General features: G+C 59.9%; 19 protein-coding genes, 1 tRNA gene and 1 pseudogene. 17 read left to right on the top strand and 4 right to left on the bottom strand.

Annotation, left to right across the window (positions count from 1 at the left end):
- Positions 1 to 109 precede the first annotated feature (109 nt).
- The 16 genes from dnaG to CKW25_RS23075 all read left to right on the top strand — a co-directional run bounded on the left by dnaG (position 110) and on the right by CKW25_RS23075 (position 22355).
- Positions 110 to 2077, top strand: coding sequence for a DNA primase (dnaG, locus tag CKW25_RS23150; RefSeq protein ID WP_095082898.1), 1968 nt, complete (start codon positions 110 to 112; stop codon positions 2075 to 2077).
- A gap of 67 nt (positions 2078 to 2144) precedes the next feature.
- Positions 2145 to 3992, top strand: a complete 1848-nt coding sequence (gene rpoD / locus CKW25_RS23145; RefSeq protein ID WP_095082896.1) for an RNA polymerase sigma factor RpoD — start codon at positions 2145 to 2147, stop codon at positions 3990 to 3992.
- A gap of 124 nt (positions 3993 to 4116) precedes the next feature.
- A complete protein-coding gene (locus tag CKW25_RS23140) occupies positions 4117 to 7860 on the top strand; it encodes an EAL domain-containing protein (protein ID WP_095082894.1) in 3744 nt (1247 codons plus the stop codon).
- Positions 7861 to 7875: 15 nt separating this feature from the next.
- Positions 7876 to 7952 (top strand) — tRNA-Ile (locus tag CKW25_RS23135).
- Between the two features lie 1325 nt (positions 7953 to 9277).
- On the top strand, positions 9278 to 10060 hold the full coding sequence (locus tag CKW25_RS23130) for a lipopolysaccharide biosynthesis protein (protein ID WP_256578011.1): 783 nt from the start codon (positions 9278 to 9280) through the stop codon (positions 10058 to 10060).
- Positions 10061 to 10548: 488 nt separating this feature from the next.
- On the top strand, positions 10549 to 11343 hold the full coding sequence (locus tag CKW25_RS23125) for a lipopolysaccharide biosynthesis protein (protein WP_095082891.1): 795 nt from the start codon (positions 10549 to 10551) through the stop codon (positions 11341 to 11343).
- Positions 11344 to 11446: 103 nt separating this feature from the next.
- Positions 11447 to 11908 (top strand): Lrp/AsnC family transcriptional regulator, encoded by a 462-nt coding sequence (locus CKW25_RS23120; RefSeq protein WP_095082889.1) that lies wholly within the window; start codon positions 11447 to 11449, stop codon positions 11906 to 11908.
- Positions 11909 to 12048: 140 nt separating this feature from the next.
- Positions 12049 to 13731 (top strand): NAD(P)/FAD-dependent oxidoreductase, encoded by a 1683-nt coding sequence (locus CKW25_RS23115; protein ID WP_095082887.1) that lies wholly within the window; start codon positions 12049 to 12051, stop codon positions 13729 to 13731.
- Positions 13732 to 13743: 12 nt separating this feature from the next.
- Positions 13744 to 14538: a carbon-nitrogen hydrolase family protein gene (locus CKW25_RS23110; protein ID WP_095082885.1), complete on the top strand. Its 795-nt coding sequence runs from the start codon at positions 13744 to 13746 to the stop codon at positions 14536 to 14538.
- 47 nt (positions 14539 to 14585) lie between these two features.
- Positions 14586 to 17030: a pyrroloquinoline quinone biosynthesis protein PqqF gene (pqqF, locus tag CKW25_RS23105; RefSeq protein WP_095082883.1), complete on the top strand. Its 2445-nt coding sequence runs from the start codon at positions 14586 to 14588 to the stop codon at positions 17028 to 17030.
- Between the two features lie 127 nt (positions 17031 to 17157).
- Entirely contained in the window at positions 17158 to 17232 is a 75-nt protein-coding gene (gene pqqA / locus CKW25_RS23100) for a pyrroloquinoline quinone precursor peptide PqqA (RefSeq protein ID WP_003194766.1), read from the top strand.
- An 85-nt stretch (positions 17233 to 17317) separates the two neighbouring features.
- Positions 17318 to 18229 carry a pyrroloquinoline quinone biosynthesis protein PqqB gene (gene pqqB, locus CKW25_RS23095; RefSeq protein WP_095082881.1) on the top strand — a complete coding sequence of 304 codons (912 nt, stop codon included), beginning with the start codon at positions 17318 to 17320 and terminating at the stop codon, positions 18227 to 18229.
- A 171-nt stretch (positions 18230 to 18400) separates the two neighbouring features.
- Positions 18401 to 19153, top strand: a complete 753-nt coding sequence (gene pqqC, locus CKW25_RS23090; RefSeq protein ID WP_095082879.1) for a pyrroloquinoline-quinone synthase PqqC — start codon at positions 18401 to 18403, stop codon at positions 19151 to 19153.
- Complete coding sequence (gene pqqD, locus CKW25_RS23085) at positions 19150 to 19425, top strand: pyrroloquinoline quinone biosynthesis peptide chaperone PqqD (protein WP_095082877.1); 276 nt, start codon at positions 19150 to 19152, stop codon at positions 19423 to 19425. The genes pqqC and pqqD overlap by 4 nt, the downstream gene beginning before the upstream one ends.
- Before the next feature lie 10 nt (positions 19426 to 19435).
- Positions 19436 to 20566, top strand: coding sequence for a pyrroloquinoline quinone biosynthesis protein PqqE (pqqE, locus tag CKW25_RS23080; RefSeq protein WP_172736614.1), 1131 nt, complete (start codon positions 19436 to 19438; stop codon positions 20564 to 20566).
- Positions 20532 to 22355, top strand: a complete 1824-nt coding sequence (locus CKW25_RS23075; RefSeq protein WP_095082873.1) for a S9 family peptidase — start codon at positions 20532 to 20534, stop codon at positions 22353 to 22355. The genes pqqE and CKW25_RS23075 overlap by 35 nt, the downstream gene beginning before the upstream one ends.
- Before the next feature lie 53 nt (positions 22356 to 22408).
- On the opposite strand, the gene CKW25_RS23070 is transcribed toward CKW25_RS23075, so the two are convergent.
- The 4 genes and pseudogenes from CKW25_RS23070 to CKW25_RS23060 form a co-directional block, all read right to left on the bottom strand.
- Entirely contained in the window at positions 22409 to 22567 is a 159-nt protein-coding gene (locus CKW25_RS23070) for a YqaE/Pmp3 family membrane protein (RefSeq protein WP_003228885.1), read from the bottom strand.
- Between the two features lie 119 nt (positions 22568 to 22686).
- Positions 22687 to 22812 (bottom strand): annotated as a pseudogene (locus CKW25_RS26480) (helix-turn-helix domain-containing protein); the annotation flags it as partial.
- 118 nt (positions 22813 to 22930) lie between these two features.
- Positions 22931 to 24208: an aspartate aminotransferase family protein gene (locus tag CKW25_RS23065; protein WP_095082871.1), complete on the bottom strand. Its 1278-nt coding sequence runs from the start codon at positions 24206 to 24208 to the stop codon at positions 22931 to 22933.
- Positions 24205 to 24903 (bottom strand): MOSC domain-containing protein, encoded by a 699-nt coding sequence (locus CKW25_RS23060; RefSeq protein WP_095082869.1) that lies wholly within the window; start codon positions 24901 to 24903, stop codon positions 24205 to 24207. Before CKW25_RS23060 ends, CKW25_RS23065 begins: the two co-directional genes overlap by 4 nt.
- 101 nt (positions 24904 to 25004) lie before the next feature.
- Here CKW25_RS23060 and CKW25_RS23055 point away from each other — a divergent pair, with 101 nt between their 5' ends.
- Positions 25005 to 25934, top strand: coding sequence for a LysR family transcriptional regulator (locus CKW25_RS23055; RefSeq protein WP_095082867.1), 930 nt, complete (start codon positions 25005 to 25007; stop codon positions 25932 to 25934).
- Positions 25935 to 26084 lie beyond the last annotated feature (150 nt).

Raw genomic sequence — 26084 nt, 5'->3', positions numbered from 1 at the left:
AGACGATACCTGGTCGAGCCGCACATCTGCCGCGCCTCAAAACCATGACCCGGCACCGTTCGCCCCTCGCGCGGGCCAATCATTCAGACGCAGTGATGACGAGAACGCCATGGCCGGGCTAATTCCCCAGAGCTTTATTGACGACCTTCTGAACCGCACCGACATCGTCGACGTGGTCAGCTCTCGCCTGCAAATGAAAAAAGCCGGCAAGAACTACACTGCCTGCTGCCCGTTCCACAAGGAAAAAACCCCCTCCTTCAGCGTCAGCCCGGACAAACAGTTCTATTACTGCTTTGGCTGCGGCGCTGGCGGCAATGCCCTCGGCTTCATCATGGACCACGACAACCTGGATTTCCCCCAGGCCGTCGAAGAACTGGCCAAAGCCGCCGGCATGGAAATACCTCGCGAGGAAAGCGGTCGCCCGCACAAGCCGCGGCAACCCACCGACTCGCCGCTCTATCCGCTACTGACCGCCGCCGCTGACTTTTACCGCCAGGCCCTGAAAAGCCACCCAGCGCGCAAAGCGGCTGTCGACTACCTGAAAGGGCGCGGCCTGACCGGCGAAATCGCTCGCGATTTCGGCCTCGGTTTCGCCCCACCGGGCTGGGACAATCTGTTCAAGCACCTGAGCAGCGATACGCTGCAACAAAAGGCCATGATCGATGCCGGCCTGCTGATTGAAAACGCCGAAACCGGCAAACGCTACGACCGCTTCCGCGATCGCGTCATGTTTCCGATCCGCGACAGCCGCGGGCGCATCATCGCGTTTGGCGGCCGGGTACTGGGCGATGACAAACCGAAATACCTGAATTCACCGGAAACCCCGGTATTTCATAAAGGCCAGGAACTCTATGGCCTGTATGAAGCCCGCAAGACCAACCGCAACCTCGACGAAATCATCGTCGTCGAGGGCTACATGGACGTTATCGCCCTGGCCCAGCAAGGCCTGCGCAATGCCGTTGCCACACTGGGCACCGCGACCAGCGAAGAACACCTCAAGCGGCTGTTCCGCGTCGTGCCCAGCGTGCTGTTCTGCTTCGACGGCGACCAGGCCGGTCGCAACGCTGCATGGCGCGCACTCGAGGCAACACTGTCGAGCCTGCAGGACGGCCGGCGCGCGCGCTTTCTGTTTCTACCCGAAGGCGAGGACCCGGATACCCTGGTCCGCTCCGAAGGCACCGACGCCTTCCGCGCGCGCATCAATCAGCACGCCCAGCCCCTGGCCGATTACTTCTTCCAGCAACTGACCGAGGAAGCCGATCCGCGCTCGCTCGAAGGCAAGGCCCACATGGCCACCCTCGCCGCACCGCTGATCGACAAAGTACCTGGTGCCAACCTGCGCACCCTGATGCGCCAGCGCCTGACCGAAATTACCGGCCTCACCAGCGAAACCGTGAGCCAACTGGCACACAACGCCCCGCAGGATGCGCCACCGGCCTATGATCCGGGCATCAATTACGACGCCATGCCGGACTACAGCGACTACCACCAGCCGCAAGCGCAAGACATGTATGCGCCGCAGCAAGAGTGGACACCCAAGAAAACCGGCGCCGGCGGCAAGAAATGGGACAAGAAACCCTGGGACAAGAACGGCAAGCGTGGCGGCGATCGCGACCAGCCACGAGCACCACGAGTGCCGGCAGCCGTAGAGCCACCTACACTGGCAGCCTTGCGCACGCTGCTGCATCACCCGCAACTGGCTGAAAAAGTCGAGGACGCCGGGCACTTCGCTGCCGAGGATCACTCCAACACTCAATTGCTGGTAGCACTACTGGAAGCCGTACAGAAGAATCCCAAGCTAAACTCATTTCAGTTGATTGCACGCTGGCATGGAACCGAACAGGGTCGCTTGCTCAAGGCATTGGCAGAAAAGGAATGGCTGATTGAGGGAGATAACCTTGAACAACAGTTTTTCGACACCATAACTAGCTTGTCAGCCCGCCAACGCGAGCGAAATCTGGAACAGCTGCTCAGGAAAGCACGTCAAAGCGAATTGAGTGGCGACGAGAAAAATCAACTGCGCGACCTTTTAAGTCGCAATGTTTCCGCATCAAGCCCGACCTCAACTGGCGCGTGAGGTCATAGCTCAGGTATAATCCTCGGCTTGTTTTTTGCCCGCCAAGACCTTCAGTGGATAGGGTGTTATGTCCGGAAAAGCGCAACAGCAGTCTCGTATCATCGAGTTGATCAAACTGGGTCGTGAGCAGAAGTATCTGACTTACGCAGAGGTCAACGACCACCTGCCGGAGGATATTTCAGATCCGGAACAGGTGGAAGACATCATCCGCATGATTAATGACATGGGGATTCCCGTACACGAGAGTGCTCCGGATGCGGACGCCCTTATGCTGGCCGACGCCGATACCGACGAGGCCGCTGCGGAAGAAGCAGCGGCTGCGTTGGCAGCGGTCGAGACCGACATCGGTCGCACCACCGACCCTGTGCGCATGTACATGCGTGAAATGGGTACGGTAGAGCTCCTCACACGTGAAGGCGAAATCGAAATCGCCAAGCGTATTGAAGAGGGCATCCGTGAAGTGATGGGCGCAATTGCGCACTTCCCTGGCACGGTTGACCACATTCTCTCCGAATACACTCGCGTCACCACCGAAGGTGGTCGCCTGTCCGACGTCCTGAGCGGTTATATCGACCCGGACGACGGCATTGCGCCGCCTGCTGCAGAAGTGCCGCCGCCTGTCGACGCCAAGGCCGCGCCAGCTGCCGACGACGCCGAAGAGGACGACGCTGAAGCCAGTGACGACGAAGAAGAAGCCGAAAGCGGTCCGGATCCGGTCATCGCAGCCCAGCGTTTTGGCGCTGTGGCCGACCAGATGGAAATCACCCGCAAGGCGCTGAAAAAGCACGGTCGTGGCAATAAGCTGGCAATCGCCGAGTTGTTGGCCCTGGCTGAGCTGTTCATGCCGATCAAACTGGTTCCGAAGCAATTCGAAGGCCTGGTCGAGCGTGTTCGCAGTGCCCTGGATCGTCTGCGTCAGCAAGAGCGCGCGATCATGCAACTTTGCGTTCGTGATGCCCGCATGCCGCGTGCCGATTTCCTGCGCCAGTTCCCGGGCAACGAAGTTGACGAAAGCTGGACCGATGCACTGGCCAAAGGCAAAAGCAAATACGCTGAAGCCATTGGTCGCCTGCAACCGGACATCATTCGTTGCCAGCAGAAGCTGACCGCGCTGCAAACCGAAACCGGTTTGACGATCGCCGAGATCAAGGACATCAACCGTCGCATGTCGATCGGTGAGGCCAAGGCCCGCCGCGCGAAAAAAGAGATGGTCGAAGCGAACTTGCGTCTGGTGATCTCCATCGCCAAGAAGTACACCAACCGTGGCCTGCAATTCCTCGACCTGATCCAGGAAGGCAACATCGGCTTGATGAAAGCGGTAGACAAGTTCGAATACCGTCGCGGCTACAAATTCTCGACTTATGCCACCTGGTGGATCCGTCAGGCGATCACTCGCTCGATCGCCGACCAGGCCCGCACCATCCGTATCCCGGTGCACATGATCGAGACGATCAACAAGCTCAACCGTATTTCCCGGCAGATGTTGCAGGAAATGGGTCGCGAACCGACCCCGGAAGAGCTGGGCGAACGCATGGAAATGCCTGAGGACAAGATCCGCAAGGTATTGAAGATCGCTAAAGAGCCGATCTCCATGGAAACCCCGATCGGTGATGACGAAGACTCCCATCTGGGTGACTTCATCGAAGACTCGACCATGCAGTCGCCAATCGATGTCGCTACCGTTGAGAGCCTTAAAGAAGCCACTCGCGAAGTACTCTCCGGCCTCACTGCCCGTGAAGCCAAGGTCCTGCGCATGCGCTTCGGTATCGACATGAATACCGACCACACCCTTGAGGAAGTCGGTAAGCAGTTCGACGTTACCCGTGAACGGATCCGCCAGATCGAAGCCAAGGCGCTGCGCAAGCTGCGCCACCCGACGAGAAGCGAGCATCTGCGCTCCTTCCTCGACGAGTAACCCCAAGACCCCCGGCCCTGCCGGGGGTTTTGCTTTCTACAGATTTAATCCTCCCCGCACCCCACCTCCCCCCGCCAGCGCGTCTACACTCGAAACATCCCCCCCGAGCCATAACGAGACCGTTATGCCCAGAATCCCGGCCGTACTTTTACTGTCGCTGATAACCTGGACCGCAACGGCTGGCGCGCTGTCTCTTACAGACGAAGAACGTCGCTGGCTTGCGGCTCACCCTGAATTGCGCCTGGGGGTAGATGCCTCCTGGCCACCCTTTGAGTACCGCGATGAACAGGGCCATTACCAGGGGCTGGCGGCCGATTACATCAACGTCATACGCAATCGCCTGGCAATCAAGGTCACCCCCGTCGAACCCGTCAGTTGGACCGAAGTACTGGACCAGGTCAAACACGGCAAGCTGGACCTCCTGCCCGGCATCATGTCGACCCCCGAGCGCCAGACCTATCTCTCGTTCACGCGGCCCTACCTGGACTTTCCCATCGTCATCCTGGCCCATGTGGGCAGTGCGCAACCGCGCAACCTTGATGACCTGTACGGCTTGAAGATCGCCGTGGTGGAAAACTACGCCCCCCATGAACTGCTGCGTACGCACCACCCCGACCTCAATCTGGTGCCCATGCCCAACGTCAGTTCAGCCTTGCAGGCCCTGGCCACCGATGGAGTGGATGCGGTCGTGGGCGACCTGGCATCAAGTGTCTGGAGCCTTCGCCAACTCAAGCTTGAAGGCCTCTACGTCAGCGGTGAAACGCCCTATCGCTACCAACTGGCGATGGCGGTACCTCGCAACAACACCGTCTTGGTCGGCATACTGGATAAAGTGCTGGCCGACATGACCCCAGGCGAGATCAGCTCCATCCAGGAACATTGGGTAGGCAACGTCCTCGATCACCGGACCTTCTGGGTCGATCTATTGAAATACGGCCTGCCCGGCATACTGCTGCTGGTCATCGTCCTGGCCGCGGTGATTCGCATCAATCGGCGCTTGAGTTCGGAAATCGCACGTCGGGTCGATCTGGAGCAGGAACTGCGCTCCAGCGAATATCATTACCGCGGGCTGGTGGAGAGCCTTTCTGCCATTGCCTGGGAAGCACGCATCAGCGATTTCACTTACAGCTACGTCTCGCCACATGCCGAAGACCTGCTCGGCTACCCCCTCTCCCACTGGCTGATTCCGGGCTTCTGGCGCAACATCATCCACCCTGCGGACCTCACCCGTGCGCAAAATTTTTGCGACCACGAACTCCTCGCCGGACGCGATCACAGCCTGGACTACCGAGTCATCACCGCAGACGGCCGCTGCCTCTGGGTGCGAGACATCGTCAGCCTGATCGAGCACGGCCATGAACCGGTGATGCGCGGGCTGATGATCGACATCAGCGAAGCCAAACGCACCGAGGAAGCCTTGCGCCTCTCCGAGCAGAAATTCGCCTCGGTATTCCAGCAATGCCCGGACATCCTGGTGATCGCGCGCCTGGTGGATGGCTGCCTGCTCGAGGTCAACGAAGCGTTCGAGGAGCAGATTGGTCTCAGCGCCAACGAAGTCATCGGCCGAACCGCCACCGAATTGAACATATGGGGCATCGCCGGTGTGGGCCCCGGGCTGTTGAAACGCTTGCAGGCGGGCAGCATTCGCAACCTGGAAATGCCTTTTCGCCGCAGCAATGGCCAAGTGTTCACCGGCCTGATCTCCGCCGAACCCTTTGAACTCGATACCACGCCGGCGCTGGTCGTGGTGGTGCGCGACATCAGCCAGCTCAAGGAAACCCAACAGCAACTGCAGACCTCTGAAGAAAAGTTCGCCAAAGCCTTCCATGCCTCCCCTGACGGTCTGCTGCTGTCGCGGGTCAGCGACGGGTTGCTGATTGAGGTCAACGAAGGATTCAGCCGCATTACCGGCTTCAACAGCGCGATGTCACTGGATCGCTCGACCCTCGACCTCGGGATTTGGGTCAACCTGAACGAACGCAGGAAAATGCTCGACCAGCTCAAGCGCGATGGTTTTGTCCGCGACTTCAGCTGCCATATCCGGCGCAACGATGGGCAGATCCGCCTCTGTGAGATGTCGAGCCGGCCGCTGCCGATCGGCAACGAGGACTGCATGCTGACCATCGCTCGCGACATCACCGAGCGACACCTGATGCAGGAAAAGCTGCAACAGGCCGCTACGGTATTCGAGAGCACGGCCGAAGGTGTGCTGATCACCGACACTCAACAGCACATCAGCGCCGTCAACCGTGCCTTTACCGAGATCACCGGCTACAGCGAGACCGAGGCCCTCGGCCATACACCCCGACTACTCGCCTCTGGCCTGCACGACAGCGCCTTCTACGCGGCCATGTGGCACCAACTGACCGCCGAAGGGCATTGGCAGGGCGAGATTTCCAACCGGCGCAAGAATGGCGAGCTGTATCCCAGCTGGCTGACCATCAGCGCCGTGCGCAACAAGGACCGCTTCATCACCCACTTTGTGGCGGTATTTGCCGACATCTCGAGCCTCAAGCACGCCCAGGCGAAACTCGACTACCAGGCCCACCACGACCCGCTCACCGGCCTGCCAAACCGTACGCTGTTCGAGAGCCGGCTGCTCACGGCCCTCAACGGCCAGCAAGAACGGGGTGGCCAGGGCGCCGTGCTGTTCCTGGACCTGGACCGTTTCAAACACATCAACGACAGCCTTGGCCACCCCGTCGGCGACCTGCTGCTCAAAGGCATCGCCGTGCGCCTCAAGGAGCAACTGCGGGACATCGATACCGTGGCGCGCCTGGGCGGTGACGAATTCATCATCCTGTTGCCCGGCCTGCAGCAAGCCAGTGACGCCGATAATATCGCCAACAAGCTGTTGAACTGCTTCGCCGCGCCGTTCCAGGCGGGTGAACACGAGTTTTTCATCAGTGCCAGCATCGGCACCAGCCTCTACCCCAGGGACGGCAGCGACGTGGCCACCCTGGTCAAGAACGCCGATGCCGCGATGTACCGCTCCAAGGCCAAAGGCCGTAACCGGGTCGAAAGCTACACACGCGATCTCACCGCGCAGGCCAGCGAGCGAGTCGCGCTGGAACATGAACTGCGTCGCGCCATCGAACGCAATGAGCTGACCCTGTTCTATCAACCAAAGATCAGCCTCAACCAAACACGCCTGGTGGGGGCCGAGGCGCTGATTCGCTGGCATCACCCCAACTTTGGTGACGTGCCCCCCGAGCACTTCATCCCGCTGGCCGAAGAAAACGGCATGATCATGCAGATCGGTGACTGGGTACTCGAGCACGCCTGCCGGCAACTGCAGGAATGGAACGCGTGCTATGAAAGCCTCGGCTCGCTGTCGGTCAATCTCGCCGGAGCTCAATTGCGCCAGCCCAACCTGCTGGGCCGCATCGAACAACTGCTCAAGGACAACCACCTGAAACCCGGCTTGCTGCAGTTGGAAATTACTGAAAGCTTCATCATGAGCCAGGCCGAAGAAGCCCTGGAAGTCCTGCACCAGCTCAAGCACCTGGGTGTGCAACTGGCGATCGATGACTTCGGCACGGGCTATTCCTCTCTGAGCTACCTCAAACGCCTGCCTCTGGACTTCCTGAAAATCGACCAGTCCTTTGTCCGAGGCCTTCCGGACGACCCCCATGACGTCGCCATCGTCCGGGCAATCATCGCCCTTGGCCGCAGCATGCAACTGACCATCATTGCCGAGGGCGTCGAAACCCAGGCGCAGCAGCAATTCCTGACGGCCGAAGGTTGCGAACAGATCCAGGGCTATATCGTCAGCCTGCCGCTGCCAGCCGACGAATTCGCCGCAACCTTTCTTCGTATCGCAGTTTCAGATTTTTCGGATAGCACAGCCGAGAAACCGTCGCTATAATCCGCGACCTACTGAGGGCCTATAGCTCAGTTGGTTAGAGCAGAGGACTCATAATCCTTTGGTCCACGGTTCAAGTCCGTGTGGGCCCACCATACTCAAAGCCGCGCATTGCGCGGCTTTCGTGTTTCCGGCTCAAACTTTCTGCGTTGACATGTATGGCCCCTCCAGCCAGGGGCGCACTCGTTATGCAAAGCATTCTTTAGCAGGCAACCCATCACGGACACGACGTCAAGTCTTGGCCCAGCATGAACTGGCGCCAGCCCGTCGCTGCATGGGTACGGCCGACGGTCGTCATGTAACCCGCTGCCGGTGCCCACTTCAGCTCCCGGGTTTCTGAGCATCAGCGCATTGACGCTCCCATGCCAACAAAACCGAGCCGCTGGCAAAACCGTCGGAGCGCACAAAAATCAAAGGCGACGACTAATGATTGCCATCATCGGCAGGCCCAAATGCAGGTGATGCACCCACCAACCACACCATGGACATTCTCGATTTCGTTACCCATGAGCTCCACCACTGGCTCAACAATCAGTCTTCCGTGGCTTTGTTTTTCTCAAGATCACGTGACAACATATCGCTACTTCGTTTATCCGCTGTTCCGTAACGAAGCTCACGCAACTCCTCGCGAGTAGGCTGATACTCATCCTCATCAACTAGAAATCGATACAACTTACTAGCCTTCAGAAACTCCACAAGCTTTCTCATGCACCCAAACCCTTAAAAACGATGCTGCATCCGAAAAAAGCAAAACCGCTATCACATGAATTATCAGAGTTGCGCCTTCTTGCAGCCCCCATTCACTGTGCCATGCTGGAAAGTTTCAAACTTACCGTTCAACCTGACTGAAACGTCACTTACAACTGACTCGCCGATGACAGGCAGACGCTCTAACCTTACCGTTTCACCCACACAATCAACCTGCCTCATGCCTGATGACTCCAACATCCCCTCATCAGCGTTTCCGCACCGAGACTAAAAAATACCCAGAAATCGACATAATGACAGTGGCACAATGAGCCTTTCATTCGGGCGACGCTATAGATACCACACTTCTACCCCGCCTCATGAAACCAACGAACTGGATTTATTTTCTGACCAGTTACAACATTTCAAAACAGAAATACAACAAGCTCCAGCACCACGCAAGACTGTAATAAACCCAAGTCCCATGGAGACTAGCCGCTTGACTTTAACGAACACCTCGCAGGCACAAGACCCGCCTCGCCCGTATTCGTCAGTCACCATCGACGTGCCAACCATAGATTAGACGGCAGGAAGGTTTTCCCCGGCGGTAGGGTATTCTTGGCCGAACCCAGGTAACACACGCAGTTTTCAAATGGAGTATGATAAAATGTTTCCGAAACACTCATCATGAATGACAAGTGCCTGCGATTGAAAATCACACATGAATTGAGACATGCAAAATTCTGCGGACAAGGTGAAAAATCCAATGACGTTTGACCTAGCGAAGGGCTCAAGAAAAGGACCCGTTTTCATTGTAGCCTCCGGAAGTTCGGCACGTGACTTCCCGATTGAACGTTTTTCGGAATACCCTACCATCACCATGAATGGTGCAGTCTCATTGCTTGTAGAAAAAGGGCTGCAGCCCTCTTTCTATATCTGTTCTGACGTCAGTTTTCCAGTAGAGCAACCTTTACTATATGCACAGGCATTGGAGCATAGCGAAAACATTGTACTGGCGGGCTCATTATCTCGCGCCAATATACTTAGAAAGAACGTATTCAGGCTTTCCAAAGCGCCGACCTCTTCGCTGCTCCGCTCTCTTTTAAACCCGGAAAAGTCTCACGTCCGAAACAGTAGATTTCAATTCGGAAGCCAGCGTTCAATTGGATTCAGCAAAGACTTGAGCACGGGCTACTTTGACGCACGAACAGTTGCATACATTGCCATGCAACTTGCTTACCACTTAGGCTTTAGCAAAGTTTTTTTGGTCGGGATTGATTTAAACCCCAGCGCCGGCCGCTTCTACGAAAAAAATGAACAGGCTGTCTCGCCCTGCAACCTGGACGCTGCTTTACAGCGCCGAATACTGCCTTCACTGCGCCTGATGTCGGAGCATGTCGTCAATGAAAGCTTCAAAGTCTACAACCTGTCTGCAACTTCTAAAATCCCAACCAGCGTATTCCCTAAAATCAGCGTGTCGGAGTTGAGCGATATATTAGCCGCAGAGAGCATCTGAGGTTAGATCCGAGCACGCCAGCCCCTTAGGCGAACACCACCCAGCTAATTTGATAGTGTTTGTAACACCGCCCAGACAGTCAAAGCCCCGCTCAACGAATGAAAGGCGACGCACAACAGTCGCGTAACAAATAGAACATGCCGCGTAGGTGATGCGATATCTTCAGGCCGCCAGTGACTCAGGCACCGTGGAGATTCTCGAGCCGACTGGCTAACTGGGGGATCCCGGACGAATGACCGTGCGGTCACCCACACGGCCTTATTGTTTCTGCCCTCCCGCGCCTCAGTCTTTTCCCTCGATTTTCGACCGCACTACCGTTCGGTAACATTTGAGTTGGTTGCATTCATTGCGATTTGCTAGATTCGACCATTGCCGCCGGTAGCGACCGGGCGCAAGACGCGACGCCTCGCCGGGCATCCGTCGCGCCATGCTTCATGGATCAATAAAAATATAAGCATTGTCAATGGCATAACAATCGGACACCCGACATGGAAGCAGCTCAGGAACGCCCATTGGTTGACTCCAGGTTGAGTCATACGAGTGATCTCGACGAGTGCCGCAACAGCGAAATCGGTACCGTGTTCATTATCGCCTCGGGGAGTTCGGCCAAAGATTTTCCGGTCGAAGAGTTCGCCCACGTTCCGATGATCACCATGAACGGTGCCATTTCGCTGTTCATCGGCACAAACATCAAGCCGTACTTCTATATTTGTACGGACATGGGTTTCCCCAAGCAGCAACCCGAACTCTTTTCCCTGGCGATGAACATCAGCCAACGCGTCGCCTTATGGACAGAACATGTACGGCGAGCGGGGAGTCGACCCGCAGGGAAGCTCTTTGCGTTAAAACGGGCCCCAAAAAAAACCTGGCTCGACTACTTCTTCAGAAGCAACAAGAACCTGGTGCACAAGCATTCGCTTCTAAGTCATCGCGCCAGAAGCGTCGGCTTCAGCAAGAACCTGAGCGACGGCGTCTTCGATGCCCGCACCGTGGCGTACCTGGCCCTGCAACTTGCCCACCACCTGGGTTTCAGCAAGGTGATCCTGGTCGGGTTCGATCTGACCCCGGCCATGGGGCGGTTCTATGAGAACAACGATTCCGTGTTGTCACCGTGCAGGCTGGATGAGCACTACCACACCCGAATTCTGCCGTCATTGAAGTTGATGTCGAAGAAAGTCATGGGTGATAGTTTCTCGGTCTACAACCTGTCTAAAACCTCCAGGATTCCTGAGAGCGTCATTCCCAGGATCGAACTTCAGGCATTGAGGTCGCTTCTCGGGTGAAGCCTTTGGCGTGACGCTCGTTGCGCAACCTGTCTGCGGGCACTCGCATTCCCCCATCAGCCTGTAACATGCGCCCCACTGAAGTGTGCCGCCGGAGACCACCTTGCCTGACACCCGCCCTCTCGCCCTCGATGAAATCGACCGCCAACTGATTGCAGCCCTGCAGATCAATGCCCGTGAAAGCGTGGCCATGCTCGCCCGGCAACTGGGCATCGCCCGCACTACCGTGACGTCAAGGCTGGCACGCCTGGAAAAGGCCAGGGTGATCACCGGTTACGGCGTACGCCTGGGCCAGCGCGTGGTCGAGGGTGGCCTGCAGGCTTATGTCGGGATCACCGTGCAACCGCGCTCCGGCAAAGAAGTGCTGCGCCGGCTCAGTAGCATGGCGCAGGTCCAGCAACTTTGTGCGGTGAGTGGCGAGTTCGATTACGTGGCCTGGCTGCGCACCGACTCACCGGAACAGCTCGATCAACTGCTTGACCAGATTGGCAGCGTCGACGGTGTGGAAAAGACCACCACGTCGATCATCCTCAGCAGCAAGATCGACCGTGGACAGCCAGTCTGACCACAATCCTCGTCAGATTGATTCAAAGACATGCAAAACGACGACACTTTGCGTCTTATTAACGTGCGCTACGCCCCCTAGAATGGCGACAGTCTTTTCTATACTCAGCACCTGTGTGCACGTCGCCAGCAAGGTCCGCCATGAACAAGAACAATCGCCATCCTGCAGACGGTAAAAAACCAGTCACCATCTTCGGTCCCGACTTCCCTTTCGCCTTTGACGACTGGATCGAGCACCCAGCCGGCCTGGGCAGCATTCCAGCACACAACCACGGCACGGAAGTGGCCATTGTCGGTGCCGGTATCGCTGGCCTGGTGGCCGCTTATGAATTGATGAAGCTGGGCTTGAAACCGGTCGTCTACGAAGCCTCGAAAATGGGCGGCCGCTTGCGCTCCCAAGCCTTCGAAGGGGCCGAAGGCATCATCGCCGAGCTGGGCGGCATGCGTTTCCCGGTGTCCTCCACCGCGTTCTATCACTATGTCGACAAACTCGGTCTTGAGACCAAACCCTTCCCCAACCCCCTGACCCCGGCCTCCGGCAGTACGGTCATCGACCTGGAAGGCCAGACCCACTACGCACAGAAGCTCGCCGATCTTCCTGCCCTGTTCCAGGAAGTCGCCGACGCCTGGGCCGATGCATTGGAAGACGGCTCGCGCTTTGGCGAGATCCAGCAGGCGATCCGCGACCGCGACGTACCGCGCCTCAAAGAACTGTGGAACACCCTCGTGCCGTTGTGGGACGACCGCACGTTCTACGACTTCGTGGCCACCTCAAAAGCCTTCGCCAAGTTGTCGTTCCATCACCGCGAAGTCTTCGGTCAGGTCGGCTTCGGCACCGGCGGCTGGGATTCGGACTTCCCGAACTCGATGCTGGAAATCTTCCGCGTGGTGATGACCAACTGCGACGACCACCAGCACCTGGTAGTAGGCGGTGTGGAACAAGTGCCGCTGGGCATCTGGCGCCATGCCCCTGAGCGTTGCGCTCACTGGCCGCAAGGCACCAGCCTGAGTTCCTTGCACAAGGGTGCGCCACGCACCGGGGTCAAACGGATCGCGCGCGCTGCCGATGGCCGCTTCAGCGTCACCGACAACTGGGGCGACACGCGTGAATACGCGGCGGTGCTGACCACCTGCCAAAGCTGGCTGCTGACCACTCAGATCGAATGTGAAGAGTCGCTGTTCTCGCAAAAAATGTGGATGGCCCTGGACCGCACCCGCTACATGCAGTCCTCGAAAACCTTCGTCATGGTCGACCGCCCGTTCTGGAAAGACAAAGACCCGGAAACCGGCCGGGACCTGATGAGCATGACCCTCACCGACCGCCTGACCCGTGGCACCTACCTCTTCGACAACGGCGACGACAAACCCGGGGTGATTTGCCTGTCATACTCGTGGATGAGCGATGCGCTGAAAATGCTCCCGCAACCGATCGATAAACGCGTGAAGCTGGCACTCGATGCCCTGAAGAAGATCTACCCGAAAGTCGACATCGCGGCCCGCATCATCGGCGACCCGATTACCGTGTCCTGGGAAGCCGACCCGCACTTCCTCGGGGCATTCAAAGGCGCCCTGCCCGGCCACTATCGTTACAACCAGCGCATGTATGCGCACTTCATGCAGCAGGACATGCCCGCGGAACAGCGCGGGATATTTATCGCCGGGGATGATGTGTCCTGGACGCCGGCCTGGGTCGAAGGCGCGGTACAAACCTCGCTCAACGCGGTCTGGGGCATCATGAATCACTTTGGCGGTACGACTCACGCCGAAAACCCGGGTCCGGGCGACGTGTTCCATGAGATCGGGCCGATTGCCCTGCCCGAGTAAGAGGAGTCCGAGATGCGTGTAGCCCTTTACCAATGCCCACCGCTGCCGCTGGACGTTGCCGGCAATCTGAAACGCCTGCAGCGCCTTGCAACAGAGGCCGGGGATGCCGATCTGTTGGTGTTCCCGGAGATGTTCCTGACCGGCTACAACATCGGCGCGGAAGCGGTCGGCGCATTGGCCGAGGCGCAAGACGGTGCATCGGCGCAACACATCGCCAACGTTGCCAGGGCCAATGGCATGGCCATTGCCTATGGCTACCCGGAGCGCGCCGAGGACGGGCAGATCTACAACGCGGTGCAGTTGATCGACAGCCAGGGCCGGCGACTGGCCAACTACCGCAAGACCCACCTGTTCGGCGAACTCGACCACTCGATGTTCAGCATCGGACCGGATGAGTTTCCGTTGGTCGAGCTCAATGGCTGGAGGCTGGGCTTCTTGATCTGTTACGACCTGGAGTTCCCGGAAAACGCCCGACGCCTGGCACTGGCCGGTGCCGAGTTGATACTGGTGCCGACGGCGAACATGGTTCCCTACGACTTCATCGCCGACGTCACCGTACGTTCGCGCGCCTTCGAGAACCAGTGTTACGTGGCCTATGCCAACTACTGCGGCAGCGAGGATCAGATCCACTATTGCGGCCAGAGCAGTATTGCCGCGCCGGATGGCAGCCGTATCGCCCAGGCCGGGCTGGATGAAGCGCTGATCGTTGGCACCCTGGATCGGCAGTTGATGGTCGATTCACGCGCCGCCAATCGCTACTTTCTCGACCGCCGGCCAGAGCTCTACGGCGAGCTGAACAAGCGCTGACCCAAGGTTTTCGCTAGCATGAGCGCTTCTTTGTAGCGGAAGTGCTCATGCCTGCGCCGACCCCTCTTCACCCTCACACCGAAACCCTGGCCAACGGCCTGCGGGTTTCACTTCGTCATGCGCCCGGCTTGAAACGCTGCGCGGCTGTCTTGCGGGTCGCCGCCGGTAGCCACGATGCCCCACGGGCCTGGCCTGGCTTGGCGCACTTTCTTGAGCATTTGCTGTTTTTGGGCACTGAACGCTTCCCCGCGGACGAAGGGCTGATGGCCTACGTACAACGGCATGGCGGCCAACTGAATGCACAAACCCGCGAGCGCACCACCGACTTCTTTTTCGAACTGCCTGTGCATGCCTGCGCCGCAGGGCTGGAACGCTTGTGCGACATGCTCGCCCATCCACGCCTGAGTCCCGACGATCAATTGCGGGAACGGGAAGTGCTGGAAGCCGAGTTCATCGCCTGGTCCCAGGATGCGACGGCGCAGCAGCAACAGGCGCTGCTCAACGCGCTTTCAGCCGATCATCCCTTGCGCGACTTCCATGCTGGCAACCGCAACAGCCTGGCGGTGGAGCAACCGGCGTTCCAACAGGCACTGCGTGCCTTCTATCAGCGCTTCTACCAGACCGGTCAAATGACCTTGAGCCTTGTCGGCCCACAGCCTGTGGATGAATTGCGCAGCATGGCCCAGCGCTTGAGCGTCGACCTCAACGTCGGCGAGGTACAACCGCAAAGCCTGCCGACCGCCTTGATGACCAGCCCAACGGGCCACTATCAACAGATCGACAAACGTCGACTCAACCTGGTATTTGCGTTCGAAGCCTTACCCGCTGCCTCCCGTGAGGCACTGGATTTCCTCTGCACCTGGCTCAATGCTGCCAAGCCCGGCGGCTTGCTTGCCGAGTTACGCCATCGCCAATTGATCGACCACATGAAGGCCGTGCCGGTGTACCACTTTGCCGGGCAAGCACTGCTGCACGTCGAGTTCAAACTGAGCAGCCCCGACACGCAACCTGCAGCAGTAAGCGAGTGGTTCAACGACTGGCTGCATGACTTCGGTCAACAGGCCGACTGGCCTGGACTGCGCGAAGAATATGCCCTCCTGCAACGGCGAAAAGCTGAATCCAGCCAGGCCCTGGCGCTGGCCCGACGGGGCAGTGAGCAACTGGAGCCACAGTTGTCGGACCTGGGCGTTGCGGCCTTGACGGCGATCTTGCGTCACATGAATCCAACACCTGCGCCACACCCGTCGATCGCCTGGCAATTGCCACCCGCCAATCCATGGCTGCGCAGCGTCGACGAACCGGCGCCCGCCGGATTGATCCGGGGGCAGACCAGCGCTCACCGGGGCTTGCGCACGTTCGCCCAGGACCGCACACGCGGCCGCCGTGAACGTTCGTCCATGCAGTTCAGCCCTGCGCCGACGGAGACCGGCGGCGAAGCAGCGATATGCCTGCGCTGGCGCCTCGACTCAACGCCGCCAGGCAATTTTCAGCTGGTATTCGACCGCAGCCTGCAAAGCCTGCGCGACGACGCGCTGCAAGCCGGTGTCGAACTGTCCTTCAGTGAAATGGGCGATCAATGGCGGCTGAAGTTGAACGGCTGGCACGAGCCGATGCCTGCGATTCTCGAACAGGCGCTGCAGTGCCTGGCCAGCCCCGCCGCCCTCGCCTGGCACAGCGTTGATGACGCTGCCCCCATGATCGCGATTCGGCAAATGCTCAAGGCACTGCCCGCCCACTGCCTGGGCCAAGGCTCACAACCGGCATCGCCGCCCGGCACGGTGGACGACCTGCACCGAACCTGGGCCAGCGCACGCTGGGACGGACTGGCGACAGGCCTGTCGCCATCGGCTCAAACCGCAATCACCCGCGCATTGAGCCGAGCCCCTGGGATTCCCGACAGCGAGCCGACCGCGCCGCAGTCGATTGCCGGGCAACGGCTTTGGAGCGAGCTACCGGGTACCGCCAACGAGCACGCGCTGCTGCTGTTTTGCCCTGCTCCCACCCAGGCACTGGCCGACGAAGCCGCATGGCGCATGCTGGCTCACCTGTGCCAAACACCCTTCTATCAACGCCTGAGGGTCGAGTTGCAATTGGGCTACGCGGTATTCAGCGGTATCCGACAGATCAACGGGCAAACCGGGTTGCAGTTCGGGATACAGTCGCCGCAAGCGTCGGTGACAGTGCTGGCTGAACAGGTGGAGTTGTTCCTCAAGCAATTGCCCGATCTCATAGAGGCGATCGATGATCAAGCGCTGGCCCATCAGCAACAGGCCCTGGCTGAGCAACTCGACGACCGTACACTGCCACTGGCCCAGGCCTTTGAGCTGCAATGGCAAGGCAAACTGGGCGGCCATTCGTCGGATTATCTTCAGCAGTTGCAACAGGCCATATTGCGACTGGACCGCACAACACTGCTCGACGCGGCAGGCCGGTTGACTCGCGCAGAAGGTGGCCGTAGGTATCTGGCCACGGGATCATTACCGAAGCTGTAACAGGCTTTCTTCGACAGATATCTCCAATTTGCAGAAACGTTTCAGTAACATAGGCCCGACAAGCATCCGAACACCTCCTGCCGGAGGTGGACTATATGTATAGAGCCCAATTTGAAGGAGCGTTTTTATGACCTGGTCCAAACCTGCCTACACCGACCTGCGGATCGGCTTTGAAGTCACCATGTACTTCGCCAGCCGTTGATTCTGCCTGCGGGGAGAAGATGCGGTTCAACGCCTCGGCCCGTCCGGGGCGTTTTTATTTTCAGCGTTGATGGGGTGGAGCGGTCATGTTTGTCCAGATTCTAGGGTCCGCCGCTGGCGGTGGTTTTCCGCAGTGGAACTGCAACTGCGTGAACTGCGCGGGTTTTCGCGATGGCAGCCTGCGGGCCACGGCACGGACCCAGTCATCCATCGCCATTTCCGATGACGGTGTGAATTGGGTGCTGTGCAATGCCTCTCCCGACATCCGCGCACAACTCCAGGGTTTTGCGCCCATGCAGCCCGGCCGGGCACTGCGCGATAGCGGGATCAGTGCAATCATCCTGATGGACAGCCAGATCGACCACACCACCGGCTTGCTCAGCCTGCGCGAAGGTTGCCCGCACTCGGTGTGGTGCACCGACATGGTCCACGAAGACCTGAGTACCGGCTTCCCGCTGTTCACCATGCTCAGCCACTGGAACGGTGGGCTGAACTGGAACCGCATCGAGCTCGACCAGAGCTTCACCATCCCGGCCTGCCCGAACCTGCGGTTCAACCCGCTACCCTTGCGCAGCGCGGCACCGCCCTACTCACCGCACCGCTTCGACCCACACCCAGGCGACAACATCGGCTTGGTCGTCGAAGACCTGCGTACGGGCGGCAAGCTGTTCTATGCGCCGGGGCTGGGCAAGGTCGATGGGCCGCTGCTGGAGATCATGGCCGGCAGCGACTGCCTGCTGGTGGACGGCACCCTGTGGGACGACGACGAAATGCAGCGCCGTGGCGTTGGCACCCGCACCGGCCGGGAAATGGGCCATCTGGCACAAAACGGCCCGGGGGGCATGCTCGAGGTGCTGGAGCAGTTGCCCAGCCAGCGCAAGGTACTCATCCACATCAACAACACCAACCCGATCCTCGATGAGGACTCGACCCAGCGCGCCGAACTGGCTCGGCGCAATGTTGAAGTGGCGTATGACGGGATGAGCATCGAGCTTTAACAAAAGCAGACCCAGACCGCGGCGCGGTCTATCGCGGGTAAGCCCGCTCCCACAGGGATCCGAGTCTAACCAGACTGTCTGAAACGACCGGAGCAGATGTGGGAGCGGGCTTGCCCGCGCAGAGGCCGGCAAAAACACTCCATCTCTACGGTTGTTCCCCGGAGAACCGCAATGACTGACGCACCACTGTCCCCCGCCGAATTCGAAGCCGCCCTGCGGGCCAAGGGCGCCTACTACCACATCCATCACCCTTATCACGTGGCGATGTACGAAGGCCGGGCGAGCCGCGAACAGATCCAGGGCTGGGTCGCCAACCGGTTTTACTACCAGGTGAACATCCCCCTGAAAGACGCCGCGATTCTGGCCAACTGCCCGGACCGCGAGATCCGTCGCGAGTGGATTCAGCGCCTGCTTGACCACGACGGCGCGCCCGGTGAAGACGGCGGCATCGAAGCCTGGCTACGCCTTGGCCAGGCCGTCGGCCTGGACCCTGATCAACTGCGCTCCCAGGAACTGGTATTGCCTGGGGTGCGTTTTGCCGTGGATGCCTACGTCAACTTCGCGCGCCGCGCCTGTTGGCAGGAAGCCGCGAGCAGCTCCTTGACTGAGCTGTTCGCCCCTCAGATCCATCAATCACGCCTGGACAGCTGGCCGCAGCACTACCCCTGGATCGATCCGGCCGGCTACGCGTATTTCCGTACACGCCTGGGCCAGGCGCGGCGCGATGTCGAACACGGCCTTGCGATCACCCTGCAGCACTACACCACCTATGACAGCCAGCAGCGCATGCTGGAAATTCTCCAGTTCAAACTGGACATACTTTGGAGCATGCTCGATGCCATGAGCATGGCCTATGAACTGAACCGCCCGCCTTATCACAGCGTGACCGGGCAGCGGGTCTGGCACAAAGGGATCGCCTTATGAGTTTCGACCGCAGCAAGACCCCACGCTGGCGTCCCGGCTATCGTTTCCAGTACGAGCCGGCCCAGAAAGGCCACGTACTGCTGTACCCCGAAGGCATGATCAAACTCAATGAAAGCGCCGCACTGATTGGTGGCCTGATCGATGGGCAGCGGGATGTCGCGGCGATCATTGCCGAACTGGACACCCGGTTCCCCGGCGTGCCCGAGCTCGGTGACGACATCGAGCAATTCATGGAGGTCGCCCGTGCACAGCACTGGATCGAACTCGGCTGATCACCTGGCCATGCCGGCGAAGCCTGAGACCGGCCTGCCGCTGTGGCTGCTGGCCGAACTGACCTACCACTGCCCGCTGCAATGCCCGTACTGCTCCAATCCGCTGGATTTCGCCGAACAAGGCAAGGAGCTCAGCACCGAGCAGTGGCTCAAGGTGTTTCGCGAAGCCCGGGAAATGGGCGCGGCGCAACTGGGGTTTTCCGGTGGCGAGCCACTGGTGCGCCAGGACCTCGCCGAACTGATCGGTGAAGCCCGCAAACTGGGGTTCTACACCAACCTGATCACCTCGGGGATCGGCCTCACCGAGCAGAAAATCAGCGATTTCAAAAAGGCCGGGCTCGATCACATCCAAATCAGCTTCCAGGCCAGCGACGAGCAGGTGAACAACTTGTTGGCCGGCTCGAAAAAAGCCTTCGCGCAGAAACTCGAAATGGCCCGAGCCGTGAAAGCCCACGGCTATCCGATGGTGCTGAACTTCGTCACCCATCGGCACAACATCGACAGGATCGACCGCATCATCGAGCTGTGCATTGCCCTGGAGGCCGACTTCGTCGAACTCGCCACCTGCCAGTTCTATGGCTGGGCCCAGCTCAACCGCGTCGGTCTGCTGCCGACCCAGGAACAGTTGGTACGCGCCGAACGCATTACCAACGAGTACCGTGCCAGGCTCCAAGCCCAAGGGCACCCGTGCAAACTGATCTTCGTCACGCCCGACTATTACGAAGAGCGCCCCAAAGCCTGTATGAATGGCTGGGGCAGCGTCTTCCTGACCGTGACCCCGGATGGCACCGCATTGCCGTGTCACGGCGCCCGACAACTGCCGGTGCAATTTCCCAACGTGCGCGATCACAGCATGCAGCACATCTGGTACGACTCGTTCGGCTTCAACCGCTTTCGCGGTTACGACTGGATGCCCGAGCCGTGCCGCTCCTGCGACGAGAAGGAAAAGGACTTCGGCGGCTGCCGCTGCCAGGCCTTCATGCTGACCGGTGACGCCAGCAACGCGGACCCGGTGTGCAGCAAGTCGGCCCATCACGGCGTGATCCTCAAGGCCCGCGAAGAGGCCGAACACGCCACCCAGACCATCGAACAGCTGGCCTTTCGCAATGAACGAAACTCACGCCTCATCGTCAAGGGCTGACTCCTTGAGCGCCCTCAAAGCCGTGGCCGCCGGCATCGACTTCGCAGACTTGCGCATCGGTGCCCATGGTTTGTTCTGGAATGAGTACCGCCCCGACGACGCCGCCTGCCGGATCTGGCATTGGCGTGACAACGCGGCGCACTGCCTGACCCCGGCCGGGTTCAGTGTCCGCAGCCGGGTCTACGAGTACGGCGGTGGTTCGTTCTGCCTGAGCGATGAGGGTGTGGTCTTCGTCAACGAAGCGGACCAACAGCTTTATCGGCAAGCGCTGACCGGTGAAACGCCGCAGGCCCTGACATCGGGTCAGTGCCGATATGGCGACCTGCAATTCGCCAACGGGCAAGTGCTGGCCGTCGAAGAGCAGGCCAACCAGCATCGCCTGGTCGCCATCCAGCTGGCGGACGGTCATCGCCAAGTGCTGGCCGAAGGTGCCGACTTCTACAGCGCGCCGACCCTGAGCCCCGATGCCCGGCGCCTGGCGTGGATCGAATGGAGCCGCCCCCATCAACCCTGGACCGCCACACGCCTGATGGTTGCCGAGCGCGACCACAGCGGCGGATTTACCAAGCCTCGTTGCGTCGGCGGTGACGCTGATGAAGAGGCCCTGCAACAGCCGCGCTTCGATCAGGCCGGTCGCTTGTACTGCCTGACCGATCGCGGCGGCTTCTGGCAACCGTGGGTCGAAAGCGAATCAGGCTTGCAGCCACTGCCCAGTGCCGTCGCCGATCACGGCCCCGCGCCTTGGCAACTGGGAGGCTGTACCTGGTTACCACTGGATCGGGAGCATTACCTGGCGAGCTGGACCGTGGACGGCTTTGGACGCCTGGGTGTGCGCACCGGGACCTGCATTCAAGACCTCACCGGCGACTACAGCCGCTTTCGCAACCTGGCGCTGGATGACCGGTTTGTCTATTGCATTGCGGCCTCCACCACCACCCCTTCAGCGGTGCTTGCCATCGACCGCGACAGTCATCAGGTCAAGGTGCTGGCCGGTGGCGTTGCGCTATTGCCTGCTGAACACATCAGCCAGCCACAGACTCTGCGTTACCCCAGCGGCACAGGCGAGGCCCACGGGTTCTTTTATCCGGCCTTGAGTGATGTCGCCAAGCCGCCGCTGGTGGTGTTCATCCATGGCGGCCCGACTTCGGCCTGCTATCCGATGCTCGACCCGCGCATCCAGTACTGGACACAACGGGGTTTCGCCGTCGCCGACCTCAATTATCGGGGCAGCAGCGGCTACGGCCGGGCCTATCGACAGACCTTGCACTTGCGCTGGGGTGACGTGGACGTGGAGGACGCCTGTGCCGTGGTCGGTTACCTCGCGGAACAAGGCTTGATCGATCGCAATCATGCGTTCATCCGGGGTGGCAGCGCAGGCGGGTATACCACCCTCTGCGCCTTGGCGTTCCATGACGTATTCAGTGCTGGGGCCAGCCTGTACGGGGTCAGCGACCCGGTGGCCCTGGGCCGTGCGACCCACAAGTTCGAAGGCGATTATCTGGATTGGTTGATCGGCGACCCGCTCAAGGACGCCGAACGCTACGCGGCCCGCACACCCCTGCTGCACGCCAGCAACATCCGCGTGCCCGTGATTTTCTTCCAGGGTGAGCTCGATGCCGTTGTGGTGCCGCAACAGACCCGCGACATGATCAAGGCGCTACACGACAACGGCATCGCTGCCCAGGCCCACTATTACCCCGACGAACGACACGGCTTTCGCAAGGCCACCAATCAGGCCCATGCATTGGAGCAAGAGTGGCAGTTTTATCAAGCGGTGATGGATCGATAACCGGGCGGGTCGCAGCCATCGTCAATCGCTGCCGAGCCTTCGGGGGTAAAGGCTCAACGCTTGGCGATGATGTACACCGCATGCACGATGCCCGGGATGTAGCCGCACAAGGTCAACAGGATGTTCAGCCAGAAAGCGCCACCGAAACCCACCTGCAGGAACACACCCAGTGGCGGCAACAGAATGGCGATGATGATGCGGATAAAATCCATGGGGGCAGCTCCTGAGAAAAGTTGGCTCCAATGAGCCATACACCTGATTGACCCGTAGCGCGTGGCAGGGTTCCACGGAACTCCGGCAAGATGCCACTATTGAAGCGCAGCGGGATGCCTCAGGCCAGTATTTCCAGGCCGTGTTTCTGCACGATGCTCAACAGTTTGAGGGCCATGCCACTGGGGTGCTTGTCGCCCGCCTCCCACTGTTTGACGGTGGAGGCGCTGGTGTTCAGACTCGTAGCACCGAACAGAGCCCTGAAAATCGTCGAGACAAAAAAACGCCCCATGCCAAAAAGATCAGGCATGGGGCGGCGCGTTATACCGCGAGACGGTTCAGGTATCAGGAAAGTGCCGCTGGCTTCAGACCGCGATGCCCCTGCGGCATTGAAGTTGAGCGGTGTGTACCCGGGAAAATGCTCGCGCCAGGCGCAGGAGCATTTCGTCGATGTTGGCCTTGCTGACCGTGAGTGCCGGCGTCAACAACAGACAGTCGGGCTGTGGGGCGCTGAGCAACAGGCCTTCGTACCGCGCGGCTTTCACCACGGCGTCAGCCGAGTCGTCACTGAGCGTCAGCCCCCAGAGCAGCCCTTGCCCTCGTAATTCACCGTGTCCGTAGCGGTTGGCCAGGCGACCCAAGCCTTCGCGCAGGTGTTGCGCGCTGTCGCGAACATGCTCGAGGAAGCCGTGATTGAGTACGCTGTCGAGCACCACCAGACCGGCCGATGCCATCAGGGGATTGCCATGATGGGTACCGTCCAGCTCGCCCGGTTCAAAACAACAGGCTTTGCCGCGCGCCAGCAAGGCTGCCACCGGTACTCCGCCACCCAGGCCCTTGCCCAAGGCGATGATGTCGGCACGCACCGCATACTGCTGTTCGGCGAGCAGACTGCCGCAACGGCCAATCCCGGTGTGTACTTCGTCGAGAATCAACAGAATGCCCAACTCACGGCACAGGCGCTCGACGCCCTTGAGGTAATGCTCCGTCGCCGGCACGACACCCGCGCTGGCCTGGATCGGCTCCAGCATGATGGCCACGGTCTGCGCATCCACTGCCGCATGCAGCGCGGGCAAGTCATTGAACGGAACCTGAGCAAAGCCCGGGAGCTGTGGCTCAAAGCGATTGCTCTGACAGTCCGATGCGGACATTGCCGCCAGGCTGCGACCATGACAGCTACCGCTGGCGGTAATGATTCGCGAAGCCCCCCCGCGATGCAGTTGACCCCATTTACGCGCCAACCTGATCGCTGCTTCGCAGGCCTCACTGCCGGTGTTGAGCAGATACGCCTGGTCACTGCCCGTACTCAGGCACAGCCGCTCGGCCAGGCTGAGCTGACCACGGTTGAGCAACCCCGACCCGGGATTGATCAGCGCCTGGGCCTGGGCAGCGATGGCCTTGACCAGCGCCGTTGGGCTGTGACCGAGACTGTTGGCCGCCGCGCCTTGCGTGAAATCCAGGTAAGCGCGGTCGCTGCTGTCCCATAACCAGGAGCCCTGGCCACGGACGAACACCTGTTGGGGCCGCTCGACACTCGCCATCAGGCACTCACTGGAGGGGGTGTCACCTCTCGACGATTGAACAGGGTCCGCCGCCAGGTCATCAAGACTCGGCTGAGGCCGGCGCAAGTTGAACAAGCTCATGCCCGCAGGCCCTCCAGCGGCAAACCCAGCAAACGCGAGGACCAATTCTCCACGCGCCCGGTGCGCATGCGCTTGAGCGCAAGATCACGCCAGCGCGAAGACAGCGCCGGGCAATCGACCAGTTTTTTCAAACCGGCATGCTCCAGCGGTTCGCGATAGAAACTGCGCAAGGCCCAGGCCACGGTCAGGCCCGGATAGCTGCGTTGAATCAGCTCGAACGGTTGGTCGCCGCTGACAAATCCGGGCTTGAGCACCCGATAGAACCAACCACAGCGGCCTGTGTCCTGAGCCAGCTGAGGCAGGATCGGCCCCCCCCAGCGATGGCTCAGCCGATAGCACGGCGAGCGCGGCTGGCTGACCTGCAGCAAGGCACCGCCCCAACGAAACAGGTCGCCCAGGCACACGTGTTCTTCGGTGAGCCCTCGGGTCGAGAGGTTTTCACCGAAGGCCGGCGCGCACCAGTCGATCTGTGGATAACGTTTACGCCAATAGGTGTAGTGCTCGGCCGGGTAGTGATGCAGCGCGCGTTCGGGACCGGTGTGAAAGCGCGGATCGCCGTGCTCGTCGCTGCCCAAACCTTGCGGCCACAACCAGAGCCGGTTGGCAATCCGCTCTTTGTCGGTATCGCTGACCAAGCCCTGCCCGAGGTTTTTTGCCTTGCCTATGTAAACACCATCAACGTAAACGGTATTCATCGCGCTCTCTGGCCCTGTAAGCCTTGTGAATGCGGTTAGACTAGGCTTCTGTCAGGCGCTGAGCCATTTCGATTTTCCAGCTTTTTCGATAAGAAATACTTATGGATTTTAAGCAACTGCGTTATTTCGTCGCGGTGTATGAAGAAGGCCATGTCGGGCGGGCCGCGGAACGCTTGTCGATCTCCCAGCCGGCGCTGTCACAACAGATCCGCCAACTGGAACAACACCTCGATGTGAGCCTGTTCGAACGCAGCAGTAAACGCCTGCTGCCCACCCTGGCCGCCCATACGCTGTACAACCATGCCGTGCCCCTGCTCGACGGCCTGCAACGGGCACGCGAGGCGCTGGGTAACTTCAAGGGGCAGGCCCTGCGTACATTGGCCATCGGCGTGCTGCAAACCGTTCATACCAGCCTGGTGCCGAAAATGCTCGAACGGGTGCGCACGGCACAGCCGCACCTGGTGGTGCAGATCTACGAACTCACCGGGCTGGAGATCGAGCGTCGATTGCTCAACGGCTCACTGGACATCGGCATCAGTTACTTGCCGCCACGCCAACCGGGGCTGCATGGCGTGTTGCTGTACGAAGACGAACTGACCCTGGTCATCCCTGCCGATCACCCGTTGCGTGAATTCAAGAAAGTCTCCATGAGCCAGGCGGCCGAATTGCCGATGCTGCTCTTGGGCGAGGAGTTTCAGATCCGGCAGATCTGGCAGGGACAACTGGCCAGTCTCGGACGACGCCCGCAGGTACAGGCGGAATTGAACAACATGGCCGGCATTCTCGACAGTTTGCCCCATACCCGGCTGGCCACGGTCCTGCCCGGTCGCTCGCAACAGGAACACGGCAACAAGGCGCTGCTGTGGAAACCCTTGAGTGAACCGCGAGTGCCGCTGAAAATCGGCTTGGTGTGTCGTGATGTGCAGCGCCAGCAAGCCACCCTGGAGCTGCTGCGTAACCTGCTGGAAGACGTGATGAGCAGTCCGGAGGGACGCTTGGCAAGCCCGACGGTACTGGATGTACAGGCCTGAGGCGCAAAAACACAAATCGCAGGATCGAGTAGGAGGCGGATTTACATCCGCCGTCCTCTCACATACATGGACGCCCCCAGTTTGCCGAGCTTTCAATTCGTGACAACACAGACGGGGTTGAGATTGCAGCCATACATCCGGACTTTATGT

It is taken from the genome of Pseudomonas sp. Irchel s3h17 (assembly GCF_900187505.1).
In the GTDB taxonomy this organism is placed as follows: Bacteria; Pseudomonadota; Gammaproteobacteria; order Pseudomonadales; family Pseudomonadaceae; genus Aquipseudomonas.
The sequence above is the reverse complement of the archived record's forward strand: the minus strand, read 5'-3'. Positions and strand labels throughout refer to the sequence as shown.